Annotated in this window: 23 protein-coding genes; 13 read left to right on the forward strand and 10 right to left on the reverse strand. The window is 71.1% G+C overall.

From position 1 onward, the window contains the following. Window positions 1-96: 96 nt before the first annotated feature. The 4 genes from ABD817_RS28320 to ABD817_RS28335 all read right to left on the reverse strand — a co-directional run bounded on the left by ABD817_RS28320 (window position 97) and on the right by ABD817_RS28335 (window position 4,503). On the reverse strand, window positions 97-1,452 hold the full coding sequence (locus tag ABD817_RS28320; protein ID WP_344921240.1) for a S8 family serine peptidase: 1,356 nt from the start codon (window positions 1,450-1,452) through the stop codon (window positions 97-99). Continuing rightward, on the reverse strand, window positions 1,446-2,132 hold the full coding sequence (locus ABD817_RS28325) for a hypothetical protein (RefSeq protein ID WP_344921241.1): 687 nt from the start codon (window positions 2,130-2,132) through the stop codon (window positions 1,446-1,448). Before ABD817_RS28325 ends, ABD817_RS28320 begins: the two co-directional genes overlap by 7 nt. 203 nt (window positions 2,133-2,335) lie before the next feature. Continuing rightward, complete coding sequence (gene moeZ, locus ABD817_RS28330; RefSeq protein WP_344921242.1) at window positions 2,336-3,517, reverse strand: adenylyltransferase/sulfurtransferase MoeZ; 1,182 nt, start codon at window positions 3,515-3,517, stop codon at window positions 2,336-2,338. A 77-nt stretch (window positions 3,518-3,594) separates the two neighbouring features. Further along, on the reverse strand, window positions 3,595-4,503 hold the full coding sequence (locus ABD817_RS28335; protein ID WP_344921243.1) for an alpha/beta fold hydrolase: 909 nt from the start codon (window positions 4,501-4,503) through the stop codon (window positions 3,595-3,597). A 450-nt stretch (window positions 4,504-4,953) separates the two neighbouring features. On the opposite strand from ABD817_RS28335, the gene ABD817_RS28340 reads away from it, so the two are divergent. The 6 genes from ABD817_RS28340 to ABD817_RS28365 all read left to right on the forward strand — a co-directional run bounded on the left by ABD817_RS28340 (window position 4,954) and on the right by ABD817_RS28365 (window position 9,454). Beyond that, window positions 4,954-5,292, forward strand: a complete 339-nt coding sequence (locus ABD817_RS28340) for a hypothetical protein (RefSeq protein WP_344921244.1) — start codon at window positions 4,954-4,956, stop codon at window positions 5,290-5,292. 666 nt (window positions 5,293-5,958) lie between these two features. Then, on the forward strand, window positions 5,959-6,285 hold the full coding sequence (locus ABD817_RS28345) for a hypothetical protein (RefSeq protein ID WP_344921245.1): 327 nt from the start codon (window positions 5,959-5,961) through the stop codon (window positions 6,283-6,285). Window positions 6,286-7,010: 725 nt separating this feature from the next. Further along, on the forward strand, window positions 7,011-7,361 hold the full coding sequence (locus tag ABD817_RS28350; RefSeq protein ID WP_344921246.1) for a hypothetical protein: 351 nt from the start codon (window positions 7,011-7,013) through the stop codon (window positions 7,359-7,361). Window positions 7,362-7,999: 638 nt separating this feature from the next. Continuing rightward, window positions 8,000-8,296: a hypothetical protein gene (locus ABD817_RS28355; RefSeq protein ID WP_344921247.1), complete on the forward strand. Its 297-nt coding sequence runs from the start codon at window positions 8,000-8,002 to the stop codon at window positions 8,294-8,296. 60 nt (window positions 8,297-8,356) lie between these two features. After that, window positions 8,357-8,986 (forward strand): TetR/AcrR family transcriptional regulator, encoded by a 630-nt coding sequence (locus ABD817_RS28360; protein ID WP_329085733.1) that lies wholly within the window; start codon window positions 8,357-8,359, stop codon window positions 8,984-8,986. A gap of 237 nt (window positions 8,987-9,223) precedes the next feature. Next, window positions 9,224-9,454: a DUF3107 domain-containing protein gene (locus tag ABD817_RS28365; RefSeq protein WP_344921248.1), complete on the forward strand. Its 231-nt coding sequence runs from the start codon at window positions 9,224-9,226 to the stop codon at window positions 9,452-9,454. A 548-nt stretch (window positions 9,455-10,002) separates the two neighbouring features. On the opposite strand, the gene ABD817_RS28370 is transcribed toward ABD817_RS28365, so the two are convergent. Then, window positions 10,003-10,653 (reverse strand): ferritin-like fold-containing protein, encoded by a 651-nt coding sequence (locus tag ABD817_RS28370; RefSeq protein WP_344921249.1) that lies wholly within the window; start codon window positions 10,651-10,653, stop codon window positions 10,003-10,005. A gap of 369 nt (window positions 10,654-11,022) precedes the next feature. Here ABD817_RS28370 and ABD817_RS28375 point away from each other — a divergent pair, with 369 nt between their 5' ends. From ABD817_RS28375 to ABD817_RS28385, 3 genes are all read left to right on the forward strand, one after another. Then, window positions 11,023-12,921 (forward strand): DEAD/DEAH box helicase, encoded by a 1,899-nt coding sequence (locus ABD817_RS28375; RefSeq protein WP_344921250.1) that lies wholly within the window; start codon window positions 11,023-11,025, stop codon window positions 12,919-12,921. 112 nt (window positions 12,922-13,033) lie between these two features. Next, window positions 13,034-13,906: an alpha/beta fold hydrolase gene (locus tag ABD817_RS28380; protein WP_344921251.1), complete on the forward strand. Its 873-nt coding sequence runs from the start codon at window positions 13,034-13,036 to the stop codon at window positions 13,904-13,906. A 54-nt stretch (window positions 13,907-13,960) separates the two neighbouring features. Further along, window positions 13,961-14,863, forward strand: a complete 903-nt coding sequence (locus tag ABD817_RS28385; protein ID WP_344921253.1) for an oxygenase MpaB family protein — start codon at window positions 13,961-13,963, stop codon at window positions 14,861-14,863. A 10-nt stretch (window positions 14,864-14,873) separates the two neighbouring features. On the opposite strand, the gene ABD817_RS28390 is transcribed toward ABD817_RS28385, so the two are convergent. The 3 genes from ABD817_RS28390 to ABD817_RS28400 all read right to left on the reverse strand — a co-directional run bounded on the left by ABD817_RS28390 (window position 14,874) and on the right by ABD817_RS28400 (window position 17,291). After that, complete coding sequence (locus tag ABD817_RS28390) at window positions 14,874-15,779, reverse strand: RecB family exonuclease (RefSeq protein ID WP_344921254.1); 906 nt, start codon at window positions 15,777-15,779, stop codon at window positions 14,874-14,876. Further along, on the reverse strand, window positions 15,780-16,502 hold the full coding sequence (locus ABD817_RS28395) for an MBL fold metallo-hydrolase (protein ID WP_344921255.1): 723 nt from the start codon (window positions 16,500-16,502) through the stop codon (window positions 15,780-15,782). Between the two features lie 90 nt (window positions 16,503-16,592). Then, entirely contained in the window at window positions 16,593-17,291 is a 699-nt protein-coding gene (locus tag ABD817_RS28400) for a DUF6758 family protein (protein WP_344921256.1), read from the reverse strand. A gap of 17 nt (window positions 17,292-17,308) precedes the next feature. Here ABD817_RS28400 and ABD817_RS28405 point away from each other — a divergent pair, with 17 nt between their 5' ends. Beyond that, complete coding sequence (locus ABD817_RS28405) at window positions 17,309-17,707, forward strand: NUDIX hydrolase (protein WP_344921257.1); 399 nt, start codon at window positions 17,309-17,311, stop codon at window positions 17,705-17,707. 94 nt (window positions 17,708-17,801) lie between these two features. On the opposite strand, the gene ABD817_RS28410 is transcribed toward ABD817_RS28405, so the two are convergent. After that, complete coding sequence (locus ABD817_RS28410; RefSeq protein WP_344921258.1) at window positions 17,802-20,933, reverse strand: hypothetical protein; 3,132 nt, start codon at window positions 20,931-20,933, stop codon at window positions 17,802-17,804. 614 nt (window positions 20,934-21,547) lie between these two features. Here ABD817_RS28410 and ABD817_RS28415 point away from each other — a divergent pair. Next, window positions 21,548-22,216 (forward strand): hypothetical protein, encoded by a 669-nt coding sequence (locus ABD817_RS28415; RefSeq protein WP_344921259.1) that lies wholly within the window; start codon window positions 21,548-21,550, stop codon window positions 22,214-22,216. Continuing rightward, entirely contained in the window at window positions 22,216-22,776 is a 561-nt protein-coding gene (locus tag ABD817_RS28420) for a DUF6529 family protein (RefSeq protein ID WP_344921260.1), read from the forward strand. Before ABD817_RS28415 ends, ABD817_RS28420 begins: the two co-directional genes overlap by 1 nt. Here the strand turns inward: ABD817_RS28420 and ABD817_RS28425 are convergent. Further along, window positions 22,766-23,707, reverse strand: a complete 942-nt coding sequence (locus ABD817_RS28425) for an HpcH/HpaI aldolase/citrate lyase family protein (protein WP_344921261.1) — start codon at window positions 23,705-23,707, stop codon at window positions 22,766-22,768. The two genes, ABD817_RS28420 and ABD817_RS28425, sit on opposite strands and share 11 nt — an antisense overlap. A 295-nt stretch (window positions 23,708-24,002) precedes the next feature. On the opposite strand from ABD817_RS28425, the gene ABD817_RS28430 reads away from it, so the two are divergent. Next, window positions 24,003-24,578 carry a biotin transporter BioY gene (locus tag ABD817_RS28430; protein WP_344921262.1) on the forward strand — a complete coding sequence of 192 codons (576 nt, stop codon included), beginning with the start codon at window positions 24,003-24,005 and terminating at the stop codon, window positions 24,576-24,578. The last annotated feature ends 52 nt before the right edge of the window (window positions 24,579-24,630 follow it).

Below are 24,630 nucleotides of genomic sequence, written 5' to 3' on the forward strand. Positions count from 1 at the left end.
GGCTCCGGCCGGGGAACGGGCCGAAATCCGTGCCGGGACCTGGTTCCGGCGTCCCGAGCCGAGGGCCCTACCAGGGCCAGGGGCAGGGCCGGGCGCTCAGGGCCAGGGGGCCCTGAGCGGGTCCGGCACGGGTTCGTCGAAGATCTCCGACGAGCGCGTACGGCCGACGAACACGGCGAGCGCGGTCAGGGAGACGACCGCGCCGAACCCGGCGGCCACGGCCACCCCGCCGTACAGGGTGATCCGGTCCCGGTCGCGGTGGACCACCCGCACCGGCTCGACCGCCAGGCCCAGCGGGCGGGCGGGGTCGTGCCCACCGGCACCCCGGGCCCCCTCGGCGGTGAGGGTGTGCCGGGAGATCCTGGCGGCGGCGGCGAGTGCCCGGGTGGCGTTGACGACACCGAAGCCCGTACCGGTGTCGTAGCCGCCGGTGGGCCGCCGGGTGGCTCCCGCGGTGATCGCCTGCACGACCAGCACGGGCGACATCCTCGGATACCTGGCCTTGATGAGCGCGGCGACGCCCGACACCAGGGCGGTCGCCTGCGAGGTGCCCCGGCCGACCCAGTACTCGTCACCCGGACCGGCGCCGAGGATGTCCACCCCCGGCGCGGCCACCAGGACCGAGGGGTTCCGGTTGGAGAACGAGGCCCGGCGCAGCCCCCGGTCCGTCGCGGCGACCGAGACCACCCCGGGGAAGGCCGCCGGGTAGGAGTAGGGGGCGTAACCGCTGGAGTCGGGCTCCTCGGCGCCCTCGTTGCCCGCCGCCGCGACGAGCACGACCCCCTTGGAGATCGCGTAGCGGATCGCCGACCGCTCCTCCCGGGTCGCCAGCTCCTTGGAGATCGACATGTTGATCACGTCGGCACCGTGGTCCACCGCGTGCCTGATGCCCCTGGCCACCACGTTCTCGTAGCGCTCGGCGGTGTTGAACTCCCGGAAGCCGGGCTCCTCGTCCTCCAGGATGACCCGCACCGACAGCACCTTCGCGCGGGGCGCGACGCCGATCACCCCGTCGGCGCCGCCGGGGCCGTGCCCGTGCCCGGCGATCAGCGACGCCATGTACGTGCCGTGCAGCCTCAGGGGGCTCACCCCCGGCGGGTTGGCCCCGGCCGTGAAGTCCTTGCCCTCGATCACCGAGCCGGTCAGGTCGCGGTGGTCGCGGTCCACCCCGGAGTCGAGCACGGCCACGGTCACGCCCCTGCCCTCGGAGATCCGCCAGGCGGCGGGCAGGTCGAGGGTCCGCAGCACCTCCCGCTGGCTGTCCCTGACGTCGTCGGCCCGCGCGGCCGGGGCCGGGGCCAGCACCGCGGGCACCGCCAGGACCGCGAGCACCACCGGCACCACCCGCGTCACCGCGTTCCTCAGCGTCCCCAGCGCTCTCGGTGCCCTCCGGGTCACCGGCGGCCTCGTGGACGGTCCGGTCGCGGGGAGACGCCTCGGTGTGGTCAGCATCGCCACTCCGTGGAGACGCAGTCGGGGCGGGCGGGCCTGGACAGGTCGGCGAGGATGCGGTCGGCGATGTCCCCGGTGAACGCGAACAGGGTCGGCCGCTGCTCGCCGACCGCCCTGGCGGGCCGGCCGTCGGTCTGGCCGACCGTGGCCATCACCACGTACGGGCCCGCCTGACGGACGAGGCCCGCCTGGCGCCCCGCGGAGACGAACCTGTCGGTGACGGTGCCGGGGAAGGCCAGCGCCCTCAGGCCCGGCGAGGGCCTGCCGCCCCTGGGCAGCGCCGCCCTCGCCCTGGTGGCGCCGATCTCGTCCGCGAAGGCCGCGACGCCGACGGTGACGACGATTCCCTGGAGCGCGTCGATGTAGGTGGCCCGCAGGACGCCCAGGCAGCCCGCCCGCCGCAGCGCCTTGCGCAGCGAGGCGTCGACCGCGCCGTCGCAGCGGGTCTCCGGCGAGATGCCCACCCGGCGGGCCTTCTCCTCGCCGCCCTGCTCCGGGGCGTAGGAGACGGTCTGGGGGAAGACGCGCCCGGCGGGCCAGGCCTGCCAGCGCCTGGCCACCTCGTCGAGGGCGGCCCTGTCGAGCTCCGCCTGGGTCGGCCCCCGGGTGAGTTCCGTCGCCGCGGCACTGCTCGCCACCCCGGCCACGATCGCGCAGAGCAGTGTCAGGGCCGAAGCCACGACCAACGTCGGCCATGAACGCCGCCGCTGACGTGGGACTTCATTCACGTCCCCGACCTTAATGCGGTGAGGCGAGTGTCATCCGCCGTTCCGTCCAGATCCGTCAGTGTGGAGAGCACTTGGTGACCTCGGCGGAACCCCGGCGGGACCTTCTGGGCGGCGAGTTGCCCCGCGGAGCGCGTACTCCACGGGGCGCGGGGGCTTCAGTAGGTGGGCAGGCTCGGGTCGACCGTCTTGATCCAGCTGAGCACGCCGCCGCCCACGTGGACGGCGTCGGAGAAGCCGGCGTTCTTGACGACCGCCAGGACCTCGGCGGAACGGGCACCGGACTTGCAGTGCAGGACGATCTTCTTGTCCTGCGGGAGCCGCTCCAGCGCGGAGCCGTTGAGGAACTCGCCCTTGGGGATGAGCACGGCGCCGGGGATGGAGACGATCTCGTACTCGTTCGGCTCGCGGACGTCGATCACGTAGATGCTCTCGCCCCTGTCCTGCCAGGACTTGAGCTCGGCGGCGGTGATCGTGGAGCCGGAGGCGGCCTCCTGGGCCTCCTCGGAGACCGCGCCGCAGAACGCCTCGTAGTCGTCGAGCAGCTGGGTGACCGTCGGGTTCTTGCCGCAGAGCACGCACTCGGGGTCCTTGCGGACCTTGACCGAGCGGTAGTTCATCTCCAGGGCGTCGTAGATCATCAGACGGCCGACCAGCGGCTCGCCGATGCCCGTGAGGAGCTTGATGGCCTCGTTGACCTGGATGGAGCCGATCGACGCGCACAGCACGCCGAGCACGCCGCCCTCGGCGCAGGAGGGGACCATGCCGGGCGGCGGGGGCTCGGGGTAGAGGCAGCGGTAGCAGGGGCCGTGCTCGGCCCAGAAGACACTGGCCTGGCCGTCGAAACGGTAGATCGAACCCCAGACGTACGGCTTGCCGAGGAGGACGGCCGCGTCGTTGACCATGTAGCGGGTGGCGAAGTTGTCGGTGCCGTCCACGATCAGGTCGTAGGCGGCGAAGATCTCCATCACGTTGTCCGTGGTGAGCGCCTCGTTGTGGACGACCACGTTGACCAGGGGGTTGATCTCCCCGACGCTGGCGGCGGCGCTCTCCGCCTTGGGGCGGCCGACGTCGGACTGACCGTGGATGACCTGCCGCTGCAGGTTGGACTCGTCGACCACGTCGAAGTCGATGACGCCGAGGGTGCCCACTCCCGCGGCCGCGAGATAGAGCAGCGCGGGGGAGCCGAGGCCTCCGGCGCCCACACAGAGCACCTTGGCGTTCTTCAGGCGCTTCTGCCCGGCCATGCCGACGTCCGGGATGATCAGGTGGCGCGAGTAACGGCGCACCTCGTCGACGGTCAGCTCGGCTGCCGGCTCTACCAGCGGTGGCAACGACACAGTTCTGCTCCCGTTTCAGGGGTCCTTGATGCGGCTGGCGCAGCACGCTCCACTCACAACCTAACCCGGGGCCCCCGTCATTCCCCAACCGGCGCGAGGACCGTCTCGGCGATCAGGAGCCCGGCCTCGCGGGCCACCCGCCCGGGGAACTCCATCTGGGCCACGTGCCCGGCGTCGGGCAGCAGCACCAGCCTCACGCGCGGGAACGTCCGGACGGCGCGGGCTGCCATCCGGGGGTTGACGAGCCGGTCGTGGCGGCCGTGGATGACCAGCGTGGGCGCGCTCACCTGGGCCGCCTGCCGCCACAGGTTCGTCTCTCCGCGCCTGAAGTACTCGGCGACGATGCCGCGGGCCGAGTTGATCAGCGCGTCGATCGCGTACGGGAGGCCGTCCCTGCGGCGCAGCTCCTCGGCCGCCTCCTTGAGCCGGTCGGGGTGGATCCGCCCGATGTCGGCGTAGCACATGGCGAGCGTGGCGCCGAGCCTGCGCTCGGCGGGCAGGAGGGTGAGCCGGCCCGCGGCCCACTCGCCGATCCGCGGCACGGTGGACAGCGCCACCCGCGCCGGGCCGTACCGGGGCAGGAGGTCGGGCAGGGCCGGTGAGATCAGGGTCAGCGAGCGGACCAGGTCGGGGCGGGTGGCGGCGACCCGCACCGAGACGGCGCCGCCCAGGGAGTTGCCGAACAGGTGTACGGGGGTGTCGGAGACCCGCTCGATCAGGGCGGTGACGGTCCGGGCGTGGGCGTCGACGGAGTAGTCGCCGCCGGGCGGCTCCGGGGAGTATCCGGCGCCGGGCAGGTCGAGGGCGTACCCCGTCACCACCCCGGACAGCTCGCCCATCAGATCGGTCCAGTTGGTCGCGGAGCCCGCGAGGCCGTGCACGTAGACGGCGGTCTCGGCGGGGCCTCGCGGGGTGGATCGCACGTGGATCCGCTGGTCGCCGAGGTCGATCGTCTCCCCCGGCCAGATGGGGATGGGGTTGTTCACCTCTCGCCTCCTGTCGTTCCACTGCCCTTCCACGATAGTTCGGCCCGTGACATGCCAGGCGACAGCCTCCAGACACCGCATAAAGCACATAAGGTCATTTTCGCCAGATGTACTTTATTGCAGGATTTATCAGCATTAATTCGACGGCGATCCACCCCGTCCGCGCCCGCCGGGGGCCGCCACGACAGGTGAAGCCCGCGCCCTGCGCTCCACCCCCGCAGAACAAATACGACATTAAAGACATTTCACTTCAAAGTAACCAATAAGAGTCCAAGGCATGTCATAAATAGATAAGAAGAGCGCAAAACCCTTTGATTCTCGTTTCTCATCAGACATGGGCGGAAATCATGACAAGCAGGGATGGCCCATCACCAGCCATCTCTGGCAATTCCGAATTCATACGGAAAATGTCGGAAATCGGGATAACCGATTATTTCAAGGGGGAAACGCATGCCCAAGTTCAAGGGTGTTCTGGCAGGTCTCGCGATCAGCACGGCGCTGACCGGCGGAGTCGTCGGCCTGGGCGCGGCGACCACCGCAACGAGTGCCGGCGCGATGACCACCACGGTCACCGCCGCCGCCTTCCCGACCTGTGGCGGCGGCGGCTGCGGCTGGCGTCGCGGCTGCGGCTGCGGTTGCGGCTGCCGGGGCCACCGCCACCACCACCGCAGCCACCACCGCTTCAGGGTGATCATCAACAACCACAACAACAACCACAACGTGCTGCGTAACGAAAACCGCAGCGGTCTTCTCCGGCCTCTGGCCTTCGGCGACGACGACGACGAGTAGCCGCCGGTCCGGAGTCGCGTACCTCCAGGGGGCGCGGCACCGTCAGAGGACCGGACCACTCACGGCCGGATCCGCGATTTCCCGCGGTTTCGAGACCGTGACGGAGAGACAGGACCCCGCTTTCACCGCGGTCGCACCTCTCACCCAGAGGAATCGGCCAAACAGCGAAAGCGGAAACTTGAGAAGAGATTCCCAAGACCCTGACTCTCACCACAGTGCGAGTTCTCATCTCACGAAGTGACAGCGAGGCCCCGCGGTTTCCGGACCGCGGGGCCTTCGCGCGTCCTCCCCGGCCTCTCGCCCCCCGCCTTTCCCGGCGCCGTCCCGCCATCTCCCCCCGGACCGCCCCCTCCTTCCGTCGCCTCGGCCCCGGCCGCGAGGGCGGCACCGGCTCTCCCCCGGCGGCGCCCCGCGCCTCTCCTCGCCATCCCCAAAGAACAAATCGGACATTAAATACATTTCACTTCAAAGCGACCAATAAGCATCCAACATCGACGATAAATAGCTAAGAGGAGTGCAAAAGCCTTCGATCTCCGTTTGTCAGCAGACATGTGAGGAAACTATGACAACCAGGGATGGCTCATCACCGGCCATCCTCGGCAATTTCCGTTTTATATGGGAAATGTCGAAAACAGGGATAATTAGTTCTTCCAAGGGGGAAACGCAATGCCCACGTTCAAGAATGTCATGGCAGGGCTCGCGATCAGCACGGCGCTGGCCGGCGGGGTCGTCACCATGGGCGCGGTGACCACCGCCACGACCGCCAGCGCGATGACCACCACGGTCACCGCCGCTGCCTTCCCGACCTGTGGCGGTGGCGGCTACGGGCGTCGCTGCTGCTGCTGCCGCGGCGGCGGCCACTGCTTCCGTCACCACGAGCGCAAGCGCTTCAGGCTGATCATCAACAACCGCAACAACAACGACAACGAGCTGTTCAACGACAGCCGCACCGACCGCGTCGTGCCGCTCATCGGCGGTGGCGTCCTCGGTTAGTCGTCGGACCAGGGCCGCACACCCCGATCGGGGCGCGGCATAGTCGGAAGACGAGATCGATCACGGCCGGATCCGCGTTTTCCCGCGGCTTCGCGACCGTAACGGAGAGACAGGACCCGCGCACTCGCCGCGGCCGTGCTTCTCACCCAGAGGAACCGGCCGGACGACAACGGGAACCCGAGGAGAGATCCACGGGCTTCTGACTCTCACTACAGTGCGATTTTCATTTCACGAGGTCACAGCGAGGCCCCGCGGTTTCCACACCGCGGGGCCTTCGTCCTTTGTACCCATTTCCCGTACGCCCCTTCGCCCCACCGCCCCCGATCCGGAGCACGGCGGCGGATCACCCCCGGGAAGGACCGACGCCCCTCCCGGGGGCACGCGATCGAGGCGCCCGGCGCCGGGGCCGTACGGCGACCCCACCGGCACGCGAGCCACACCGGCCCGCCTCCTGGCGAATCCGGCACCCTCTTCGCTTTTCAGAGAACAAATCCGACATTAAATACATTTCGCTTTAAAGCGACCAATAAGCATCCAACATCGACGATAGATAGCTAAGAGTAGGGTAAAAGCCTTCGATCTCCGTTTGTCAGCAGACATGCGAGGAAACTATGACAACCAGGGATGGCTCATCACCGGCCATCTCTAACCATCTCTGATGATTGCCGTACTCATACGGCAATTGTCAAAAATTGGTAAATCGATCCTTTCAAGGGGGAAACGCAATGCCCGAGTTCAAGAGTGTCCTCGCAGGGCTCGCGATCAGCACGGCACTGGCCGGCGGAGTCGTCGGCCTGGGCGCAGCGACCACCGTCACCAGCGCCGGCGCGATGACCACCGCCGTCACCGCCGGCACCTTCACGACCTGGGGTGGCGGCGGCTGCGGCTGCGGCGGCCGTGACCGTCACTTCCGCCGTGACCACCACCGCTTCAGGTTCAGGCTCAACCAGGACAGCAACAACCGGAACCGTCTGCACAACAGGACCCGTTCCGACCGTCTCGTGCCTCTTACGGACACCATCCTGCCTCCGGTCGCGGCTCCGGCCGCTGCTCCGGCCGCTGCCAACGCGTCCTGATCCACCGCTTGACACAGGATCGGAACACGAGACCGAACAACGGCTCGAACCGCGTTTCACAGCGGCTCGGGAACCGTTACGGAGAAGTAGGGATCACGTATTCACCAGGATCGCGTTCCTCCACGGAGAGACGCCGGCCCGAACGGTGAAAACGGAAAGCCGGGGATGACATCCTCGGGATTCCGACTCTCAATAGAGTGCGAATTCTCATTTCTCACGAATCGCAGGCGGGGGCTCCACGGTTTTCCGACCGTGGGCCCCCGCTCTGTGATATCCGACGCCCGGCACAGGTCCTCCCCGCCCTGTGATATCCGATGCCCGGCACATGTCCTCCCCGCCTCCGCGCTCTTCCCCTGTTCCCCTCGGGCCACCGTCCTCCCTCACATCCCAAGCGACACGGCTCCCCGGCCCGCCGCCTCACTCCACGTATCGAACGCATGTTCGCGAACGTCGCCGACAGCCGCGAAACACCGGCGACACGGCGGGCGGCGCCATGGGCAATCCGATGCCGCGTCTTTCTCGGCGCGCGCCATCGGAGGTCGTACGCTGAGCGATGTCCGACGTTTGCGGGAACCGGGTCAGGAGAGGGAACACGCCGAAGCCCGGATGACGACAGATGACGACAGGGGATGTCAGACATGAACGTGCGCGACGAAAGATCGCACGGGGAAACGGTCGACGACCTTCCCGAGGACCTCTCCATCGAGACGCCCGAGGCCGACGCCGCCGAGCAACACCGGCGGCTGCGCGAGAACGGCTCCGAGACGCCCGCCGACCTCCCGATGGACGTGGACCCCGCCGACGCAGCCGAGCAGCGACGCACGGTGCGCGAGGAAGAACCGGAGTGGCCCGACTCCATCCCCCTGGAGGCCGACCCCGCCGACGCCGCCGAGCAGCGACGCACCGTCGAGCTCGACGAGGACGATTATCGCTGACCCGGGTTACCCACGCGTAGGATGGCTCCAGACGCCAGGAGCTTGACACGAGGAGACCACGTGACCGCTACCCCGGACGCCAAGCCCCGGGGCACCCGGCTGCCCCGGACAGCCCGCCGCCGCCAGCTGCTCAGCGCGGCGCAGGAGGTGTTCGTGGAGAACGGCTACCACGCGGCCGCGATGGACGAGATCGCCGAGCGGGCAGGGGTCAGCAAGCCGGTCCTCTACCAGCACTTCCCGGGCAAGCAAGAACTCTACCTGGCCCTGCTTGACCTGCACGTGGACGACATGATCGCCCGCTGTCGCGACGCCCTCGCCTCCACCACGGACAACAAGCAGCGCGTCCAGGCCGCGATCGGCGCCTTCTTCGACTTCGTCTCCAGCCAGGGCGAGGCGTTCCGGCTGGTGTTCGAGTCGGACCTGCGCAACGTCGCCCCGGTCCGCCAGCGCATGGAGCGCAATCTCCGCGAGAGCGCCGAGATGATCAGCCAGGTCATTCAGGAGGACACCGGCTGCTCCAGCGACGAGGCGCGCCTGCTCGGCGTCGGGCTCGTCGGCATGGCCGAGGTGAGCGCCCGTTACTGGATCAGCAGCAACGGCTCCATCCCCAAGGACGCGGCCACCCAGCTCATCGCCCGCCTGTCGTGGCGCGGCATCTCCGGCTTCCCCCGCACCGTCGCCGACCACTGAGAAAAACCGAATCCGCTTTCCCCCGCGCTGTCGACGACCACTGAGAACCTCCGGGCGTCACCGGCGCTCCGCCCATCGGCCCGGTCTCCCCGCACCGTCGCCGGCCACCGGCGACCCCTCGGGCGCCCCCGGGCTCCGGACCGGCTGTTCGCTTGCCGCGATCAACCGGCGCGGCGGGGCTTCGATGGGGCGACCATGGGACGGGCAGCCCTCATCGAAAGATCGAAAGGGAGCACGATGGAAATCAAGATCGGCGTACGTTCCGTACACCGTGAACTCGTAGTGGAGACCGACCTCACGGCCGAGCAGATCGAGAGCGAGGTCAGCGCGGCCCTCGCGTCCAGCAGCGGTGTCTTCACCATCACCGACGTCACCGGCCGGAAGATCATCGTCCCGGTCGCCTCACTCGGCTTCATCGAGATCGGCGAGGAGGAGGCGCGTCCCGTCGGCTTCGGCGGCACGCTCTGACGGATTCCAGGCTCGCGCCGGGTCGTCGTCCTTCGCCGGCATGGCGCGGCCTGTGGACCCGGTGCGAGCGTGCCGCCGAAACCGGCGGGAGGAACGCCGGGCTCGGGCCCACCCGGCGGTGACACCCCACCCCGGGAACGACCCTGGGAACGCTCGCCCTCAGGTGCCGGAGCACTCGTCCCGCTCGCCGAGCCCGCAGCAGCGCGGGCGTCTGACGCGGCGGAGATGCTCCCGCCCCCGGCTCACCGCCGGGCAGCCCCCGCCTCCCCTGCGCAGCACGGGACGCGAAGTCCAGCGGTTCGGCCCACATCTCGTCAAGGAACTGCCATAGCGGCGCGAGGCCCTCATGTCTCGCACGCTACAGCCGTTTGGCGCCTCACGCGTCGTGATCCGCGGACCGGCTTGCCGTCTCCGCCCCGGGCGAACAGGCTCCGGGGCCGCGCGGAAACCCTGAGTCAGGCTCGGTGACCGCCTGTCAGGCCGGGCGTCCAGCCGACCGCGACAGCCCGGCCGAGGACACCCGGCCGCCGCGCGAACGCTCAGCCGCGCTAGGGGCCCGGGGTCAGTCCCAGGGCGGCCATCCGGTGGCCGTGCTTCTCGGTCAGCCGGGCGAACATCCGGCTGATGTCCTCCCCGGCCGCCTCCACCAGCAGGGCCGCGAGCTCCGGCCTAGCCGCGGCCACGTGCTGTCCCTGGCTCAGCGCCTCCCCCACCAGGCGCCTGGCCCACAGCGCCAGCCGCCCGGCCTGCCTGGGGTCCTCCTCGAGCGCCGCGCGGACCCGCTCGACGGCGAACTGCGACCGCCCCTCGTCCGCGAGGACCTCGTCGACGAGCTCCCGCGTCTCGTCGTCCACGCCGATGGCCGCCTCTCGGTAGAAGTCGAGTGCGATCCCCGTACCGACGTACGCCTTGACCAGAGCCTCCAGCCAGTCTCCCGGGAAGGTCTGGGCGTGCCAGTCGTCCAGCGGCCCGGCGAACGGCGCCATCGCCTCCTCGGGATCCGTCCCGAGGGAGGCGAGCCGGTCGCGGAGCAACTCGAAGTGCGCGTACTCGGCCGCCGCGAGGCCGCCGAGGGCCGCCCGATCGGTCAGCGAGGGGGCGTACCTGGTGGCGTCCTCGGCGAGCCTGAGGAACGCGGTCAGCTCGGCGTACGCGAGGACGCCCAGCAGGTCGGAGACGCCGGGAGGGGAATCGCTCATGGACGCAGCCTACGAGCTGAGCGACCTCGCGATTCACCGGGAATAAGAAGAAATCGGTTCTCCGTTGTGGTATCGAGTACACTGCTCTGTGAAAGTGCGACCGCACCGTGTTAATCCGGGATATCCACGCCCGGACGCCCCCAAATGTCGGCATGACGCCGCAGCGGTCGCTGATGACATGAGAGGGCTGGACCTTCCGCGAGGACCCGGCACGGGGAACACGTTTTCTGCCCGTGGTCCCGGCAGGCCTGCCTTCAACGGAGATTTAGGCAGGCCAAGCTGACGACGTTCCGAGACCTCGGAGTCACCCCAGAGATCGCCGATGCCCTTGAGACCGAGGGCATCATCGCGCCGTTCCCGATCCAGGAAATGGCACTCCCCCTGGCCCTCAACGGCCAGGACATCATCGGCCAGGCGCGCACCGGCACCGGCAAGACCTACGCCTTCGGCGTGGCGATGCTGCAACGTGTCGGCAAGCCGAGGAAGAACCGCAAGAAGCCCCGCGGGCTGGTCGTCGTACCGACCCGTGAGCTCGCCGTCCAGGTCACCGAGGACCTGGTGACGGCGGCCGGCAAGCTCGGCTCGCGGATCCTCACCGTGTACGGCGGGCGCGCCTACGAACCCCAGATCGAGGCTCTCAAGCAGGGCGTCGACGTCATCGTCGGCACCCCGGGCCGCCTGCTCGACCTGGTCAAGCAGAAGCACCTGGACCTCAGCCAGATCGGGATGCTCGTCCTGGACGAGGCCGACCGGATGCTCGACCTGGGCTTCCTGCCCGACATCGAGCGCATCATCAAGCTCATCCCTGCGGAGCGGCAGACGATGCTGTTCTCCGCGACCCTGCCGGGCGAGATCGTCGCCCTGTCCAGGCGTTACCTCACCCGCCCCACCCACGTGCGGGCGGAGAACAACGACGTCGAGGCCGAGGCGACCCCGCAGACGACGCAGTTCGTCTGGCGCACGCATCGGATGGACAAGATCGAGATCGTCGGCCGCCTCCTGCAGTGCGAGGGCCGAGGGCTCACAATGATCTTCTGTGAGACCAAGCGCGCCTGCGACATGGTCGTCGAGCAGCTCAAGGAGCGCGGCTTCGCCGCCGCGGCCGTCCACGGCGACCTCGGTCAGGGCCAGCGTGAGCAGGCCCTGCGGGCCTTCCGCAACGGCAAGATCGACGTGCTGGTCGCGACCGACGTCGCGGCGCGCGGCATCGACGTCGACGACGTCACCCACGTCGTCAACTACGACTGCCCGCAGGACGAGAAGGCGTACGTCCACCGGATCGGCCGCACCGGCCGGGCCGGCAAGACGGGCGTCGCGGTGACCTTCGTCGAGTGGGAGGACCTCACGCGCTGGAAGGTCATCAACAACGCGCTCTCGCTCTCCTTCCCCGAGCCGGTCGAGACCTACTCGACCTCCCCGCACGTCTTCAGCGACCTGGGCATCCCCGAGGGGACCAAGGGCGTGCTGCCGCGCGCCAACCGCTCCCGGGCGGGCCTGGCCGCCGAGGAGGTCGAGGATCTCGGCGAGACGGGCCGCATCCGCTCCCGCTCTCCCCGCAGGGGACGCGAGGACGACTCCCGCAGGGGACGCGATGACGATCGCGAGGAGCGTCGCGAGCGCCCCGCGCGCGCGTCCCGCGAACGTCGCCGCACCCGCGGGGGCCGTACCAGCGAGGAGACCCCCGTGCCGGTCGCGGCCGAGGAGGTCCAGGAGGTCCAGCCCCCTGTCGTCGAGATCGCCGAGGTGGAGACGGACGTGGCAGCCCGCAGGGACATCCGTGACGAGCAGCTCGCCGAGACCGCGCCCCGCAGGGGACGGGCTCGCAGGGCCGGGCTGAATCCCGATGTGAGCCTCGTCGGCACGCCAGAGGCCCCGGTTCACCCGGAGCCCCTGGCGGAGGAGCCGGTTCGCCGCCAGCGCCGTGGCAGGCGCGAGCAGGTGGCGGACGTCGCCGCGCCCTCGGTGACCCCGGAGACCGCTCCGGCCCCGTCGTGGGCCGAGGAGCGGGTGGCGGAGTTCACCGGCCTCGGAGAGGACGACACCGTGGCGGAGCGCTGGGACGACGAGCCCGTGGCGAAGGCCCCCGCACCCCGGCCCCAGCCCGAGAAGATCATTCCTCCGAGCCCGTTCTCGGTGATCTTCAAGTCGCCGGACCTGGCGTCGGACGACGACGAGATCGCCCCCTCGGCGGCCTCGGAACGCGTGCAGAGCCGTCGCCGCCCACCGGTGCGCAACGGCCAGCAGCGGGGAACGCGTCGCCCTAACTAGCAAATACCACCATGAAAAGGGGCGCGACCGTATCGGTGGCGCCCCTTTTCACGCTCCCGGCCCCTTCCGGACGCACGGAGCGATGTGACCAAGAGAGGTATCGTGGGGCCACGTGAGTACGCCGCGTTTTCTGACCCTGCCTCCCGGCGTCCGCTCTCGCCAGATCGAGACGGCGGTGGGCGCCTTCGCCGTACTGGAGGCTCTGCCCGTCAGCGGCATCCCCGAGCGGTGGCCCGCCCTGCTGGTGCCGGGCCTGACCGGCAGCAAGGAAGACTTCATCGCGGTCCTGCAGACGCTCGCGCAGTCGGGACGCCAGGTCGTCGCGATCGACATGCGCGGCCAGTTCGAGACGAGCGGCCCTGACGACAGGAGCGCCTACACCTGCGCCGCGCTCGGCAACGACGTCGACGTCCTGGCCCAGGTGATCGGCCACGGCGGCCCGATCCACCTGGTCGGCCACTCGTTCGGCGGCCTGGTCACCCGGGAGGCGGTCATCGACGGCCGCACCCGGTTCGTGTCCTACACGCTCATGAGCTCCGGGCCCGCCGCGATCGTCGGGCCCCGCGAGCGCGCGGGCCGCTTCATGATCTCGGAGCTGCCCGGCGTCGGCCTGGAGCACCTGTGGCACACCCGGATGGAGCCCGAGGCCCTCGCCTCGGGAGTGACCGACGAGATCATCTCCTTCCTGCGCAAGCGGCTGTTCGCCAACTCGGCCGTCGGCATGCTCACGATGACCGAGCAGGTGCTCACCGCGCCGGACCGCTGCGACGAGCTCACCCAGGTCGAGGTCGACACCCTGGTCCTGTACGGCGAGCACGACGACGGCTGGCCGCCGCGCATGCAGGCGGAGATGGCCCGCCGGTTGAACGCCGAGTGCGTGGTCGTCCCCGGTTCGGCCCACTCCCCGGCGGTGGAGGCCCCGGAGACCACGGCCGCCGCCCTCATCCGCTTCTGGAACGCCGCCGAGAGCCGTCTGAGGAGCTGAGCCGGGTGACCCCGTTGGACGGGTCGTCGGCCGCCGTGTAACCATTTACCGACCATGGCGAGCATCGAGGACATCGTCGTCCAGCCTCCGCACACGGTGACGTGGCTGGTGCACATCGACCGCTCCATGTGGATCGGCGGGGTGAGCGGCCTCATGCTCCAGGCCCTGCACCCGCTCGCGATGCGCGGGGTCTGGCAGAACTCCGACTTCCGGCGGGATCCGTTCGGGAGGCTCCACCGCACGGCGGACTTCGTGGGCAGGGTCACCTTCGGCAGCCCCGCCGAGGCCGACGAGATCGGCCGCCGCGTCCGGGGGATCCACCGGCGGCTGCGCTTCGACGACCCCGGCACCGGCCGGATCCACCGGGTCGACGACCCGGAGCTGCTGCTCTGGGTGCACTGCGCGGAGGTCTCCTCCTACCTGTCCGTGGCGCGGCGGGCGGGCCTAGGGCTCAGTGACCGCCAGGCCGACCGCTATCTGGCCGAGCAGCGCCGCAGCGCCACCTACGTCGGCCTGCACGCCGAGGACGTGCCCGGTTCGGTGGCGGAGCTGGACGACTACCTCGCCTCGACGCGCCCCCTGCTGAGGGTCACCCCCGAGGCCGTCTCCGCGGTCCGTTTCCTGATGTGGCCGCGCCTGCCCGCCGGGCTGCGCGCCCTCACCCCCGGCAAACCCGCCTACTTCCCCTTCGGGGCGCTCTGTTACTACGCGCTGCCCGGCTGGGCGAGGCGGATGTACGGCGTGCTGCCCGAGGTGCCGCCGGGTGCGGTGACCGCTGCGCTGAGAGCGTTCCGGCTGGTGATGGACACCCTTCCCGAGCACGTCCACGACCGGGCGTTCATGCCCGCCACCCGCGCGATGCTCGCCGCCTCGCGTGAGCGGCTCGGCGCGGCGGGCTACGACATGGCCGGGGGGCTCAGGGGGCTGACCGATCCGCGCCGCTGGCCGTCCCGCTGAGGGCGCGGGATCAGTCGGCGAGGGCGGCCCAGGGCTCGCGCTCCTCGCCCGCGGCCTGCCCCTCGGGGCAGTGGCGGCGGAAGTCGCACCACGAGCACAGCGGGCCCGTACGGGGCGGGAAGGCCGCGTCGATCTCGGGGGGCACCGAGGGCGGGGTGCGGTCACCGCCGCGCGCCCTGGCCGGGGCGGCTCCCCCGGGCCGGGTCGTGGCCGACCACTCCCGGTAGCGATCGTCGGCCTCGGACGCCTCGACGGCGATCTCCTCGGCGTTGCCCAGGTGGCGGGCGAGCGACTCGTCGGTGTGCTCCCACTCCACGATCGAGGCGGTCGGCAGGTGGTGGAGCTCGACCCGGTGGCAGGGGCGGCGCATCATCCGGGAGGAGGCGATGGCGTAGACCGCCAGCGCGAGCGAGGAACGGGCGTCGTCGGTGGTCAGCGGGCGGCGGCCGGTCTTGTAGTCGACCACGACCAGCTCCTCACCGCGCCGGTCGAGCCGGTCCACCCGGCCGGAGAGCGCCAGGACGGAGGTGCGCGTGGCGACCGTACGCTCGACGCCGACCGGCTCGGCGGAGGGGTCGAGGCTCGCCACGTATCCGGAGACCATCTCCGTGGCACGGTCACGCCAGGTCCGCGACTGCTCCGCGTCGCGGAACCCCTCGGTGATCCATCCCCTGGCGAGCAGGCTCCCCGCGACCTGTGGCGTACGCCGCTCGGGCGGCTCGCGCCACCAGGCGGCCAGTGCGTTGTGCACGCTGACGCCCACGCTGTTGTGGGCCCACGGCGGGCCCTTCTGCGGCGCGGGCCGGTCCAGGTAGGTGAACCGGTAGCGGCGGGGACAGTCGAGCCAGTTGTTCAGCCGCGACGGCGTGCAGGCGTAGAGCCGCCGCGGCATGCCCTCCAGGGGAAGCTGGTCCATCTAGAGCAGATCGTTCCGGGGATTCAGCCGGATCCCCGCCGCGCGCGTGCCGTCGGTCAGCGGCCCCTCCTCCTCCGGCGCCTCGGCGCCACGGGTCAGCGAGCCGGAGAGCCAGGCGTCGAACTGGGGCTCCAGATCGCCGATGGTCGTCTCCTCCCCGTGCGCGGGCAGCACCCGGGTGCGGTGGGGCAGGGTGAACAGCCGCCCGCCGATCGCCGTCAGCTGGTCGGCCAGGGCGGGATACTCACCGCCGATCTTGCCGGGGCCGTCGGCCTGGAGGGTCTTGCCGGTGAAGACCGCGTCCAGGGCCTCGCAGTACAGCGAGACGCCGCCGTGGGAGATGCCCGGGGTGGACATGACCTCCAGCTGGACGCCGCCGACCTCGAACAGGCCCTCGTCCTCCATGTCGATGTCCGGCCAGGTGTCCGGCCAGGTCAGCCGCCACAGCGGCCGGTCCTTCGGGTGGAGGGCGACCACCGCCTCGTCTCTGGCCGCGACCTCGATGGCCGCGCCCACGTGGTCGGGCAGGCCGTGGGTGCAGATGATCGCCAGCACCTCCCGCTCGCCGACCTTCTCCAGGATCTTCTCCGCGTCGCGCGCGGCGTCGATGACGATGACATCCTCGTCGTCACCCAGGATCCACGTGTTGTTCTCGACCTTGTGCTCGACGCCGTCGACATCGACGACGCCCTCGGTCACCACTCGCTCGATACGCGCTGTCACGCTTCCGAACTTTACTGCCTCCCCCCGCCCCCCGGTTCGGACGGAACGGTCAAGGCTCCGGACAGCGGGTGGGCGGAGGCGCCGGCGGTGTCAGGGGGCCGGGACGTCCAGACGCGGGGAGAACGCCCCGAAGGGCAGGTCGAGGGCCTGGTCGCGGTCGCGCAGGTCGCGCAGCGACAACCCGGCCAGGGTGATGAGGTAACCGGCCTCGGCGGGCCACACGACCGCCCAGAGCCAGTTTCCCAGCGCCTCACCCGCGTAGACGGCCCGGTCGGGGGCGGCGGTGACGCACCACAGGGCGCACGGATGGCCCCTGACGTCGATCTTGGCGTGCGGCGGGCCCTTGTCGAACCCGGTGCCGGGATCGGTGCCCTCCACTCCCGCGAACGCCGCGCCGAGCCCGACCCCGGGCTCCTCGGCGATGATCAGCAGGTCGGCGGGGCCCTGGGTCAGCGAGGGGCCGGAGACCGCGACCACGGTGGCCCGCACGCCGCCGCGCTCGTCGCCCGCCTCGGCGAACCCGGTGACCAGCCACCCCGTGGGCAGCGGCCAGGGAACCCAGACGGGGACGCGGGAGTCTCGGATGACGGCCTCCACCGCGGCGGAGGACGGGGGTCTGGGTGGCTGGAACGGCGGGACGTCGCCGTGCGGACCGCATCTCCAGGAGCTTGACCAAGCACTCGGCGGACGAAGCGGGCCGAAACACCGTGGGCACGTAGGGGCGGCTTTCACGCCTACCCACGCTGCTTCTTCCGCGGCCCATCCGTCAAGAGGCTGGCTCGTTATCACAACGTAATCTTGTTCACGTGCGCGTAAATTGTGTCGGAGCGATCATCCTCGACGGCTCGGGGCGGTTGCTTCTGGTCCGCCGTGGCCGCCCGCCCGGTGCGGGCCTGTGGTCCATCCCCGGGGGGCGGGTCGAATCCGGGGAGTCCGACCCCGAGGCGGTCGTCAGGGAGGTCCTCGAGGAGACCGGGCTCACGGTCGTCCCCGGGCGCCTGGCCGGGACCGTCGACCGCCCCGGTCCCGGCGGCGCCGTCTACGAGATCCGCGACTATCTCGCCGAGGTCTCCGGCGGCACGCTCGCCGCCGGGGACGACGCCTCGGACGCCCGCTGGTTCACCCGCGAGGAGCTTTCGCGGCTCCCCCTCACCCCCGGCCTGCTGGACGCGCTGGCCGAGTGGGCGGTCATCGCGCCGGGGTGAGCGCCGGGGTGAGCGCCGGGGTGAGCGCCGTGTGACCCCGCGGGGGCGCCACGGGACCGCCGCGAGCTCCACGACTCCCCGTCACCGTTCCCCGTCATCTTGACGAGGTGAGTGTGGAGCGCCACAGGGTGAGGTGGTCGGCGCTGTAGGTGGTGGAGCGGCCCAGGGCCACGACCTGGCCGCCGGAGACCGCCACCGCGCCGAGCCACTGGGCGCCGTCGCCGTCCAGGCTGCCCTGGCTGGGGGTGTGACGGTGCCAGCTCAGTCCGTCCTCGGAGGTCCAGGCCGCGCTGTCACCGGCCCCCGCCGTCCCGTGCCAGCCGACGGCCACCACGCCCTCCGGCGTCGCGGCGAGGTCCTGGACGGCGGACGCCCGGTCCGTGGGGAACCAGGAGAACTCCCAGCTCGCCCCGTTGTCGTCCGACACCGCGCCGAAGGCCCTCCTGCCGTCCTCGGTCTGGGCCGTGCCCGCCGCGACGACGTAGCCGCCGTACAGGACCACGTGCCGCAGGCCCGCGGACGTCGCCCCCGGGGGCAGGACCGGCTTGCGCGCGGTCCAGTTGACCCCGTCGGCCGACACCCAGACCACGCCGGTCTCGCGCTCGGCCGTGCCGGTGCCGCCGACGGCCACGTACCCGGACGAGGTCGCCGAGACGTCGTGCAGCCGCACCCCCGTACCGCCCGCGGGGAGTTTCGCCGCCCTGGAGTAGCGCTTGAGGTCGGCGGAGAACCACAGGACGGGCACGGTGGCGGCGGGGCCTCGGTCCTCGCCCGCGATGACGTAGCCGGACGGCCCCGCCGCCACCGCGTGCGGGGCGAGGAAGTCGTGGTCGCCCGCCGGGGCGAGGGGGCCCAGCACCGGGACCCTGCGCCAGCTCTGGCCGTCGGCGGAGGTGAGCAGCAGCGGCTCGGTGGAGGAGGCGTCGGTCATCGTGCTGCCCGCGGCCAGCCAGCCCCGCCTGCCGTGCGCGACGTCGGCGAGCGCCTGCCGCCTGGGACCGCCGAAGAGCTGCGCCGGGCCGCCCGCCTTCCAGCTCTCTCCCTCGGTGCTGCTCCAGATCCCGGCGTCGCCGGAGACGGAGCCCACCGCGACGAACCTGCCGTCTCCGGCGGCCACCCTGGCCGTCTCGCGGGCGGCCCTGGCGAGGCCCTGGATCCCGCCCAGGGAGACCGGCCTCGGCTCGCCGCCCCTGGGCGCGGTGATGAGGACCACCCGGTTGTCCACGTCGGCGGCGCGCTCGTCGCCGCCGACGACGAGCGTGCCGGTGTCGGACAGCGCGAGTGCCCGAAGCGAGCCCGGCACCTCGCCGAGATCGGTGGTCTTGTCCCACTCGCGGCCGTCCTCACTGGTGTGGACGGTGTAGCGCTCGAAGCCGGACTCGACGACCGCGGCCACCCCCGCCGAGGAGGAGGCGAGACGCTTGACGCCGGTGCCCTCGGGACCCAGGCCGGTGATGGCGCCGCAGGCCTTCCAGTCGGCGCCCTCGGGCGAGCAGTAGACGCGGACCTCACCCTTGTCGCTGCGCTGCTGGGTCGGTACGAGCACGAACCCGCCGTCGGCCACGGCCAGCGCCCCCGGCTCGGGGATGACGTCGTTGAGCGCGGCACCGGTCCGCTGCCAGTTCTCGCCCCCGTCGGCCGAGCGCAGGATGACCGAGGTGGACTGCCCCTGGGCCGGGTCCGCCAGCGCGACGACGGCGTCACCCCTGGCGACGACCGCCTTGATGCCGCGTACCTTGTCCGGCATGCCGATCTCCCGGGTCTCCACCCGGTCCCAGGCGCGCCCGTCCGGGGAGACCCAGGCGACGGCGCCGGTGGTGCCGTCGTCCAGTACGGCGGCACCGACCGCGACGAAGCCGGAGGCGGTCCTGGCCAGATCCATGATCTTGTCCCCGCGCGCGAAGGCGCCCAGCTCGCCGGGGTCGGCCGCGGTCCAGCCGTAGCCGTCGGAGCTGGTCCACAGGCCGTGCCCGGAGCCGAGGGGGTCGTTCCCCGCGGCCAGCCAGAGGCCGTCGCCGCCCGCCACCCGGCCCACCGTGGTCGGCCCCGTCTCGTATCCCGCGGGGCCGGTCACCTTGCCCAGCTGCCAGGTCGTGCCGCCGTCGGGAGAGACCAGGAACAGCGGCCTGGGGACCGGGCTGGTGGTGTCGCTGCCGACCGCGACCATGACGGAGCCCACCGAGGCCACCGCGTTGAGGACCTGGTTGGATCCGTTGCCGCCGACACCGGCCCGCGGCACGAAGTTGTCGTCGCCCGACGTCACCTCGTCGCCGACCAGCCGGAGGCCGGTGGCGAACGGGCTGCTCACCCACCCCCACAGGACCAGGCCGCCGCCGACCGCGACGGTGAGGACCAGGACCATCAGGAACGGGATCACCAGCCCACGGCCGCGCCTGCGCCTGGTCGGGCTGGAGCGGCGCACGGCGGAGGGCGCGGTGGCCTGGCGGTGGTGTCGCCCGCCGTTCGGCCCGCGCCTGCCGGGCGGGCCCTGTGCGACGAGCAGGTCGGGCCTGGCGGGCCTGCCGCCGGGCGGGCGGCCCACCCGTCGTACGGGCTCGAAGTCGTCCTCGACCGGCGCGGAGGGCCGCTCGGCGGCGGGGGGCCACTCGGGCTCGGGGCCGGGCACCGGCCCGGCGTCGGGTTTGGCGTCAGGACCGGCGTCCGGCCTGGACCGCGCTCCGGGCTCGGGTCCGGGGTCCGGGGGCTCCGGCGCCGGTTCCGGCGTGGCCGCGATGCTCGGTTCGACCCTGATCCGATCCTCGGGCGGTGGCGGCGGGGACTCTGTCTGGCCGCTCCGCCCCGGCTGCCGGGGCGGTCCCGAGGCGACGAGGAGATCGGGCCGGTCCGCCCTTCTCCTGCCCCTGCGCTCGGGAGCCGGTCCGGAGGCGACCTCGGGAGCCGGTCCGGAGGCGACGAGGAGGTCCGGGCGGTCCACCAGGCGTGGCCGGCCCGGCTCGGGCGTGGCGTGGCGTCCCTGACCCGCGGGCCTCTCCTCCGCGGCCGGAGGATCGGCGGCAGGGGGGTCGGCGGCAGGGGGGTCGGTGGGAGACTCCGGCGGGGGCGGCGGCCCGGAGGACCGGGGCGCGGGAGGCTGGGGCGCGGGGGCGTAGGGGCGGGTGTACGGGCGGCGGCGCTCACTTCCGAGGCCCTCGGGACGGGCCTGGGGCGGCTCGCTGTCGTCCGGGGTCGGCGCCGCGAACGGCGGGAGCATCCACGGGGAGGCCATGGGGAGCCCTCGTGTCCCGTCGTCGGAGGGGCCCGGCGGGGAGTGCTGGATCGTCGGCGGGGACGTCCGGGGCTCCTGGGACCCGCCTTCGTGTATAGCGTCGTCGTGAACGCCGTCGTCATCCGCCGGCCACTCTCGCGAGCGCGGGTCGTGGGGGCCCGAGGCCACGCTCAGCACCTCCTTGCAGGAAGCCCGTTCCAGCCCGGGGTCACCGCCCCGGACCGTTCCAGTCGTCTCCGTAACAGCAGGCCGCAACCCCTATGGATGCGGCAAATCGCACGCGACCCTACTACTACCCCGTTCTCCGGAAACGATCACCTCCCGCGGCCGGATACCCGGCCCTCGGCCGTACACAGTCAAGAGCAACACGTCCGGGCCGCGATGACGAGACCTCTCTAGTCAGATTTATCAATCAAGCGCCGGAATTGTCAGGTTTTATCCTTTAAATTTAAAAAACATCAGCCACTGGAAGATCCCCCTGAATCCCCCGTCGCGGGGAGCGGATCACCGGCCCGCCTTGGCGGATGTTCCCTCCGTATGCGGATTAGTTCACAGACTCCCGGAACGACGGCGTGTACACCTGACCTCACAACCCACCACCCCAGGGAGCAGACATGACACGGCTGGGGCCCGTATACACACTGGCGGCGGGAGCGGTGATGGCCGTCGCCCTCGGCGTGGCCAGCGCCACCACCTCACCCACCACACAGACCGTCAACGCGCAGGACGACGTACCCGCCCCGGTGGCCCAGGCCACCACGGAGGCGTCACCGGAACCGGAGCCGGAGGCCGTCAAGACGGCCAGGCCCACCCCCGCCAAGGCCGACTACGCCGGGCGGGTCACCGGCAACGGCGGCCTGATCGCCATCTCCATCAGGAACGGCAAGGCGGTCGGCTACTTCTGCGACGGCAGGATCGAGGCCTGGATGAAGGGAAAGGCCGCCGACGGCAAGGTCACCCTCTCCGGCCACGGCAAGGCCACACTCACCGCGCAGCTCGGCGGCGGCAGGGCCGCGGGAACCCTCGGGTTCGGCGGCAGGAAGTGGAGCTTCAAGGCTCCGACCGTGAAGAAGCCCTCCGGCCTCTACCGGGCGACCGCGCTCGTCCGCGGCGCGAACGTCCGCGCCGGATGGATCTACCTCGACGACGGCACCAGGGTCGGCCTTACCCTCGTGGGCGACGAGGTCGCCGACGTGCCGATCCCCGAGCCGGGCGAGAACGCCGTCGTGAACGGCGTGGAAGTCGATCCCCAGGACGTCGACGAGTTCATCGAGGGGTTCTGATGAGTGACACACAGATCACACCGGTCCCGCAGCGGCAGAACCTCGCCCCGCTCCTCGTCCCGCTCGTCGTCGGCGGGCTGGTGGCGGTCGGGCTGGGCGTCTACGGGCGGGTCCACGCGCCCACCGGGTACGCGATCGGGCTCGCCGGGTTCTCCGGGGCGCTGGCCATGAAGGCCTGGCTCACCACCGGCGCGTTCCTGCTGGCGCTGGTCCAGGTCTTCTCCGCCATGGTCATGTGGGGCCGGATCAAGCTGGACGTGCCGTGGATCGGCACCCTGCACCGCTGGTCGGGCCGGGTGGCGTTCATCCTGACGATCCCGGTGGCCCTCCACTGCCTGTACGCGCTGGGCACCCAGTTCGACGTGCCGCGCGTGATGATCCACTCGTTGCTCGGCTGCTTCTTCTACGGCGTCTTCACCGCGAAGATGCTGTCCCTGCCCAAGCGGGGGCTGCCCGGCTGGACCCTCCCGGTCCTCGGCGGGCTGACCTTCGTCGCCCTCACCGGTCTCTGGCTGACCTCGTCGTTCTGGTTCTTCACCACGATCGGGGTCAAGCTGTAGGCGGGGTGAAGGCCGTGGTGCGCCGCAGACCGGCGGCCCTGCCCTTCGCCGCGACCACCAGCGCCATCTTCCTGGACGCCTCGTCGATCATCTCGTCGCCGAGCATGACCGCGCCGCGCCTCTCGACCGTCGTGTAGTACTCGTACGCGTCGAGGATCAGCTCGGCGTGGTCATAGTCCTCCTGCGGCGGGGAGAACACCTCGTTCGCGGCCTCGATCTGGGTGGGGTGGAGCACCCACTTCCCATCGAACCCGAGCGCCGCGGCCCGCCCGGCCACCCGGCGGAAGCCGTCGAGATCCTTGATCGCCAGGTACGGGCCGTCGATGGCCTGCAGGTCGTGCGTCCTGGCGGCCATCAGGATGCGCATCAGGATGTAGTGGTAGGCGTCGCCCTCGGTGTAGCCGGGCGGCTGCTCACCGACCACCAGGGTCCGCATGTTGATCGAGGCCATGAAGTCGGCCGGGCCGAACACGAGCGTCTCCAGGCGCGGGGACGCGCCGCCGATGGCGTCCACGTTGACCAGGCCCCTGGCGTTCTCGATCTGGGCCTCGATGCCGATCCGGCCGACCGGGAGACCGTTCGCCCTCTCGATCTGGGTGAGCAGCGTGTCGAGCCACATCACCTGGGCGGCGTCCTCCACCTTGGGCAGCATCAGGCAGTCGACGAACTCCCCCGCGCCCTCCACGACCTCGATGACGTCCCGGTAGGTCCACTGGGTGCCGAGGTCGTTGACCCGGACGACCCTCGTCCTGCCCGACCAGTCGCCCTCCCGCAGGGCGGCCACGATGTTCTTGCGCGCGCCCTCCTTGGCGAGCGGCGCGACGGAGTCCTCCAGGTCGAGGAAGACCTCGTCGGCGGGGAGCCCCTGGGCCTTCTCCAGGAACCTGGGGTTGCTGCCGGGCACCGCGAGACACGAACGTCGGGAACGCATGGGGAACACGCTAACGCCCGGCGAGAGCCGGACGACAGACCGGGCGACACCGTGACCTCCACGCCAGGACGAGCCGGACGAGGGGCCGGGCAGCGCCGCGACCTCCGCGCCAAGACGACGCGACGAGCCGGGCGACACCGCGACCTCCACGTCGGGACGAAGCGGACGAAGAGGCAGACAGCGCTGTGGCCTCCGCACAAAGACCCCGCCCTGTTCTTGGCGGCGATCTCGTAGGACCCTTGCCGGAGATGTCAGAAGAATGGACGTCAACAACCTGTCAAGGGAGACACGCACGATGGCAAACGCTTCCTCGGTGGCCAGGCCCGCCGTACTCTCCGACCTCATCCCGGCCTCCCGCGCCCGCGACGTCGCGCTCGTGGTCGGCGGCGCCGCCCTCACGGGCCTGGCCGCGCAGCTCAGCTTCCCGCTGCCCGGCTCGCCGGTGCCGGTCAGCGGACAGACCTTCGCGGTCGTGCTGGTCGGCGCCGCCCTGGGCATGAACCGCGGGGTGCTGAGCATGGCGCTCTACATGCTGGCCGGTGTCGCGGGCGTGCCGTGGTTCGCCGAGGGCGCCTCCGGCTTCGGCGGAGCGTCCTTCGGGTACGTCATCGGCTTCATCGCGGCGGCGGCCGTCGTCGGCAAGCTCGCCGAGCGAGGCGGCGACCGCACCGTGCCGCGCACGATCGGCACGATGATCCTGGGCAACCTGGTCATCTACGCCTTCGGCCTGCCGGTTCTCATCGCCGTCGCCCAGATGGATCTCGCCACGGGCCTCGCCCTGGGCGTGGTGCCCTTCCTGCTCGGTGACGCCCTCAAGATCGTCGTCGCGGCGGGGCTGCTCCCGGCCGCCTGGAAGCTCTCCCGGCACTGACCTGGCGGCGTGTATGGCCTGTACCGCCATTCGGGGAGGCGCAGGCCGTACA

Source organism: Streptosporangium oxazolinicum (genome assembly GCF_039537505.1).
Lineage (GTDB): Bacteria > Actinomycetota > Actinomycetes > Streptosporangiales > Streptosporangiaceae > Streptosporangium > Streptosporangium oxazolinicum.

What these genes read in the sequence shown, in the direction of transcription:
- ABD817_RS28320 (WP_344921240.1), bottom strand. Translation starts at nt 1,452, where the DNA reads ATGCTGACCACACCGAGGCGTCTCCCCGCGACCGGACCGTCCACGAGG.
- ABD817_RS28340 (WP_344921244.1), top strand. Translation starts at nt 4,954, where the DNA reads ATGCCCAAGTTCAAGGGTGTTCTGGCAGGTCTCGCGATCAGCACGGCG.
- ABD817_RS28345 (WP_344921245.1), top strand. Translation starts at nt 5,959, where the DNA reads ATGCCCACGTTCAAGAATGTCATGGCAGGGCTCGCGATCAGCACGGCG.
- ABD817_RS28350 (WP_344921246.1), top strand. Translation starts at nt 7,011, where the DNA reads ATGCCCGAGTTCAAGAGTGTCCTCGCAGGGCTCGCGATCAGCACGGCA.
- ABD817_RS28355 (WP_344921247.1), top strand. Translation starts at nt 8,000, where the DNA reads ATGAACGTGCGCGACGAAAGATCGCACGGGGAAACGGTCGACGACCTT.
- ABD817_RS28365 (WP_344921248.1), top strand. Translation starts at nt 9,224, where the DNA reads ATGGAAATCAAGATCGGCGTACGTTCCGTACACCGTGAACTCGTAGTG.
- ABD817_RS28370 (WP_344921249.1), bottom strand. Translation starts at nt 10,653, where the DNA reads ATGAGCGATTCCCCTCCCGGCGTCTCCGACCTGCTGGGCGTCCTCGCG.
- ABD817_RS28375 (WP_344921250.1), top strand. Translation starts at nt 11,023, where the DNA reads ATGGCACTCCCCCTGGCCCTCAACGGCCAGGACATCATCGGCCAGGCG.
- ABD817_RS28385 (WP_344921253.1), top strand. Translation starts at nt 13,961, where the DNA reads ATGGCGAGCATCGAGGACATCGTCGTCCAGCCTCCGCACACGGTGACG.
- ABD817_RS28390 (WP_344921254.1), bottom strand. Translation starts at nt 15,779, where the DNA reads ATGGACCAGCTTCCCCTGGAGGGCATGCCGCGGCGGCTCTACGCCTGC.
- ABD817_RS28410 (WP_344921258.1), bottom strand. Translation starts at nt 20,933, where the DNA reads ATGGCCTCCCCGTGGATGCTCCCGCCGTTCGCGGCGCCGACCCCGGAC.
- ABD817_RS28415 (WP_344921259.1), top strand. Translation starts at nt 21,548, where the DNA reads ATGACACGGCTGGGGCCCGTATACACACTGGCGGCGGGAGCGGTGATG.
- ABD817_RS28420 (WP_344921260.1), top strand. Translation starts at nt 22,216, where the DNA reads ATGAGTGACACACAGATCACACCGGTCCCGCAGCGGCAGAACCTCGCC.
- ABD817_RS28425 (WP_344921261.1), bottom strand. Translation starts at nt 23,707, where the DNA reads ATGCGTTCCCGACGTTCGTGTCTCGCGGTGCCCGGCAGCAACCCCAGG.
- ABD817_RS28430 (WP_344921262.1), top strand. Translation starts at nt 24,003, where the DNA reads ATGGCAAACGCTTCCTCGGTGGCCAGGCCCGCCGTACTCTCCGACCTC.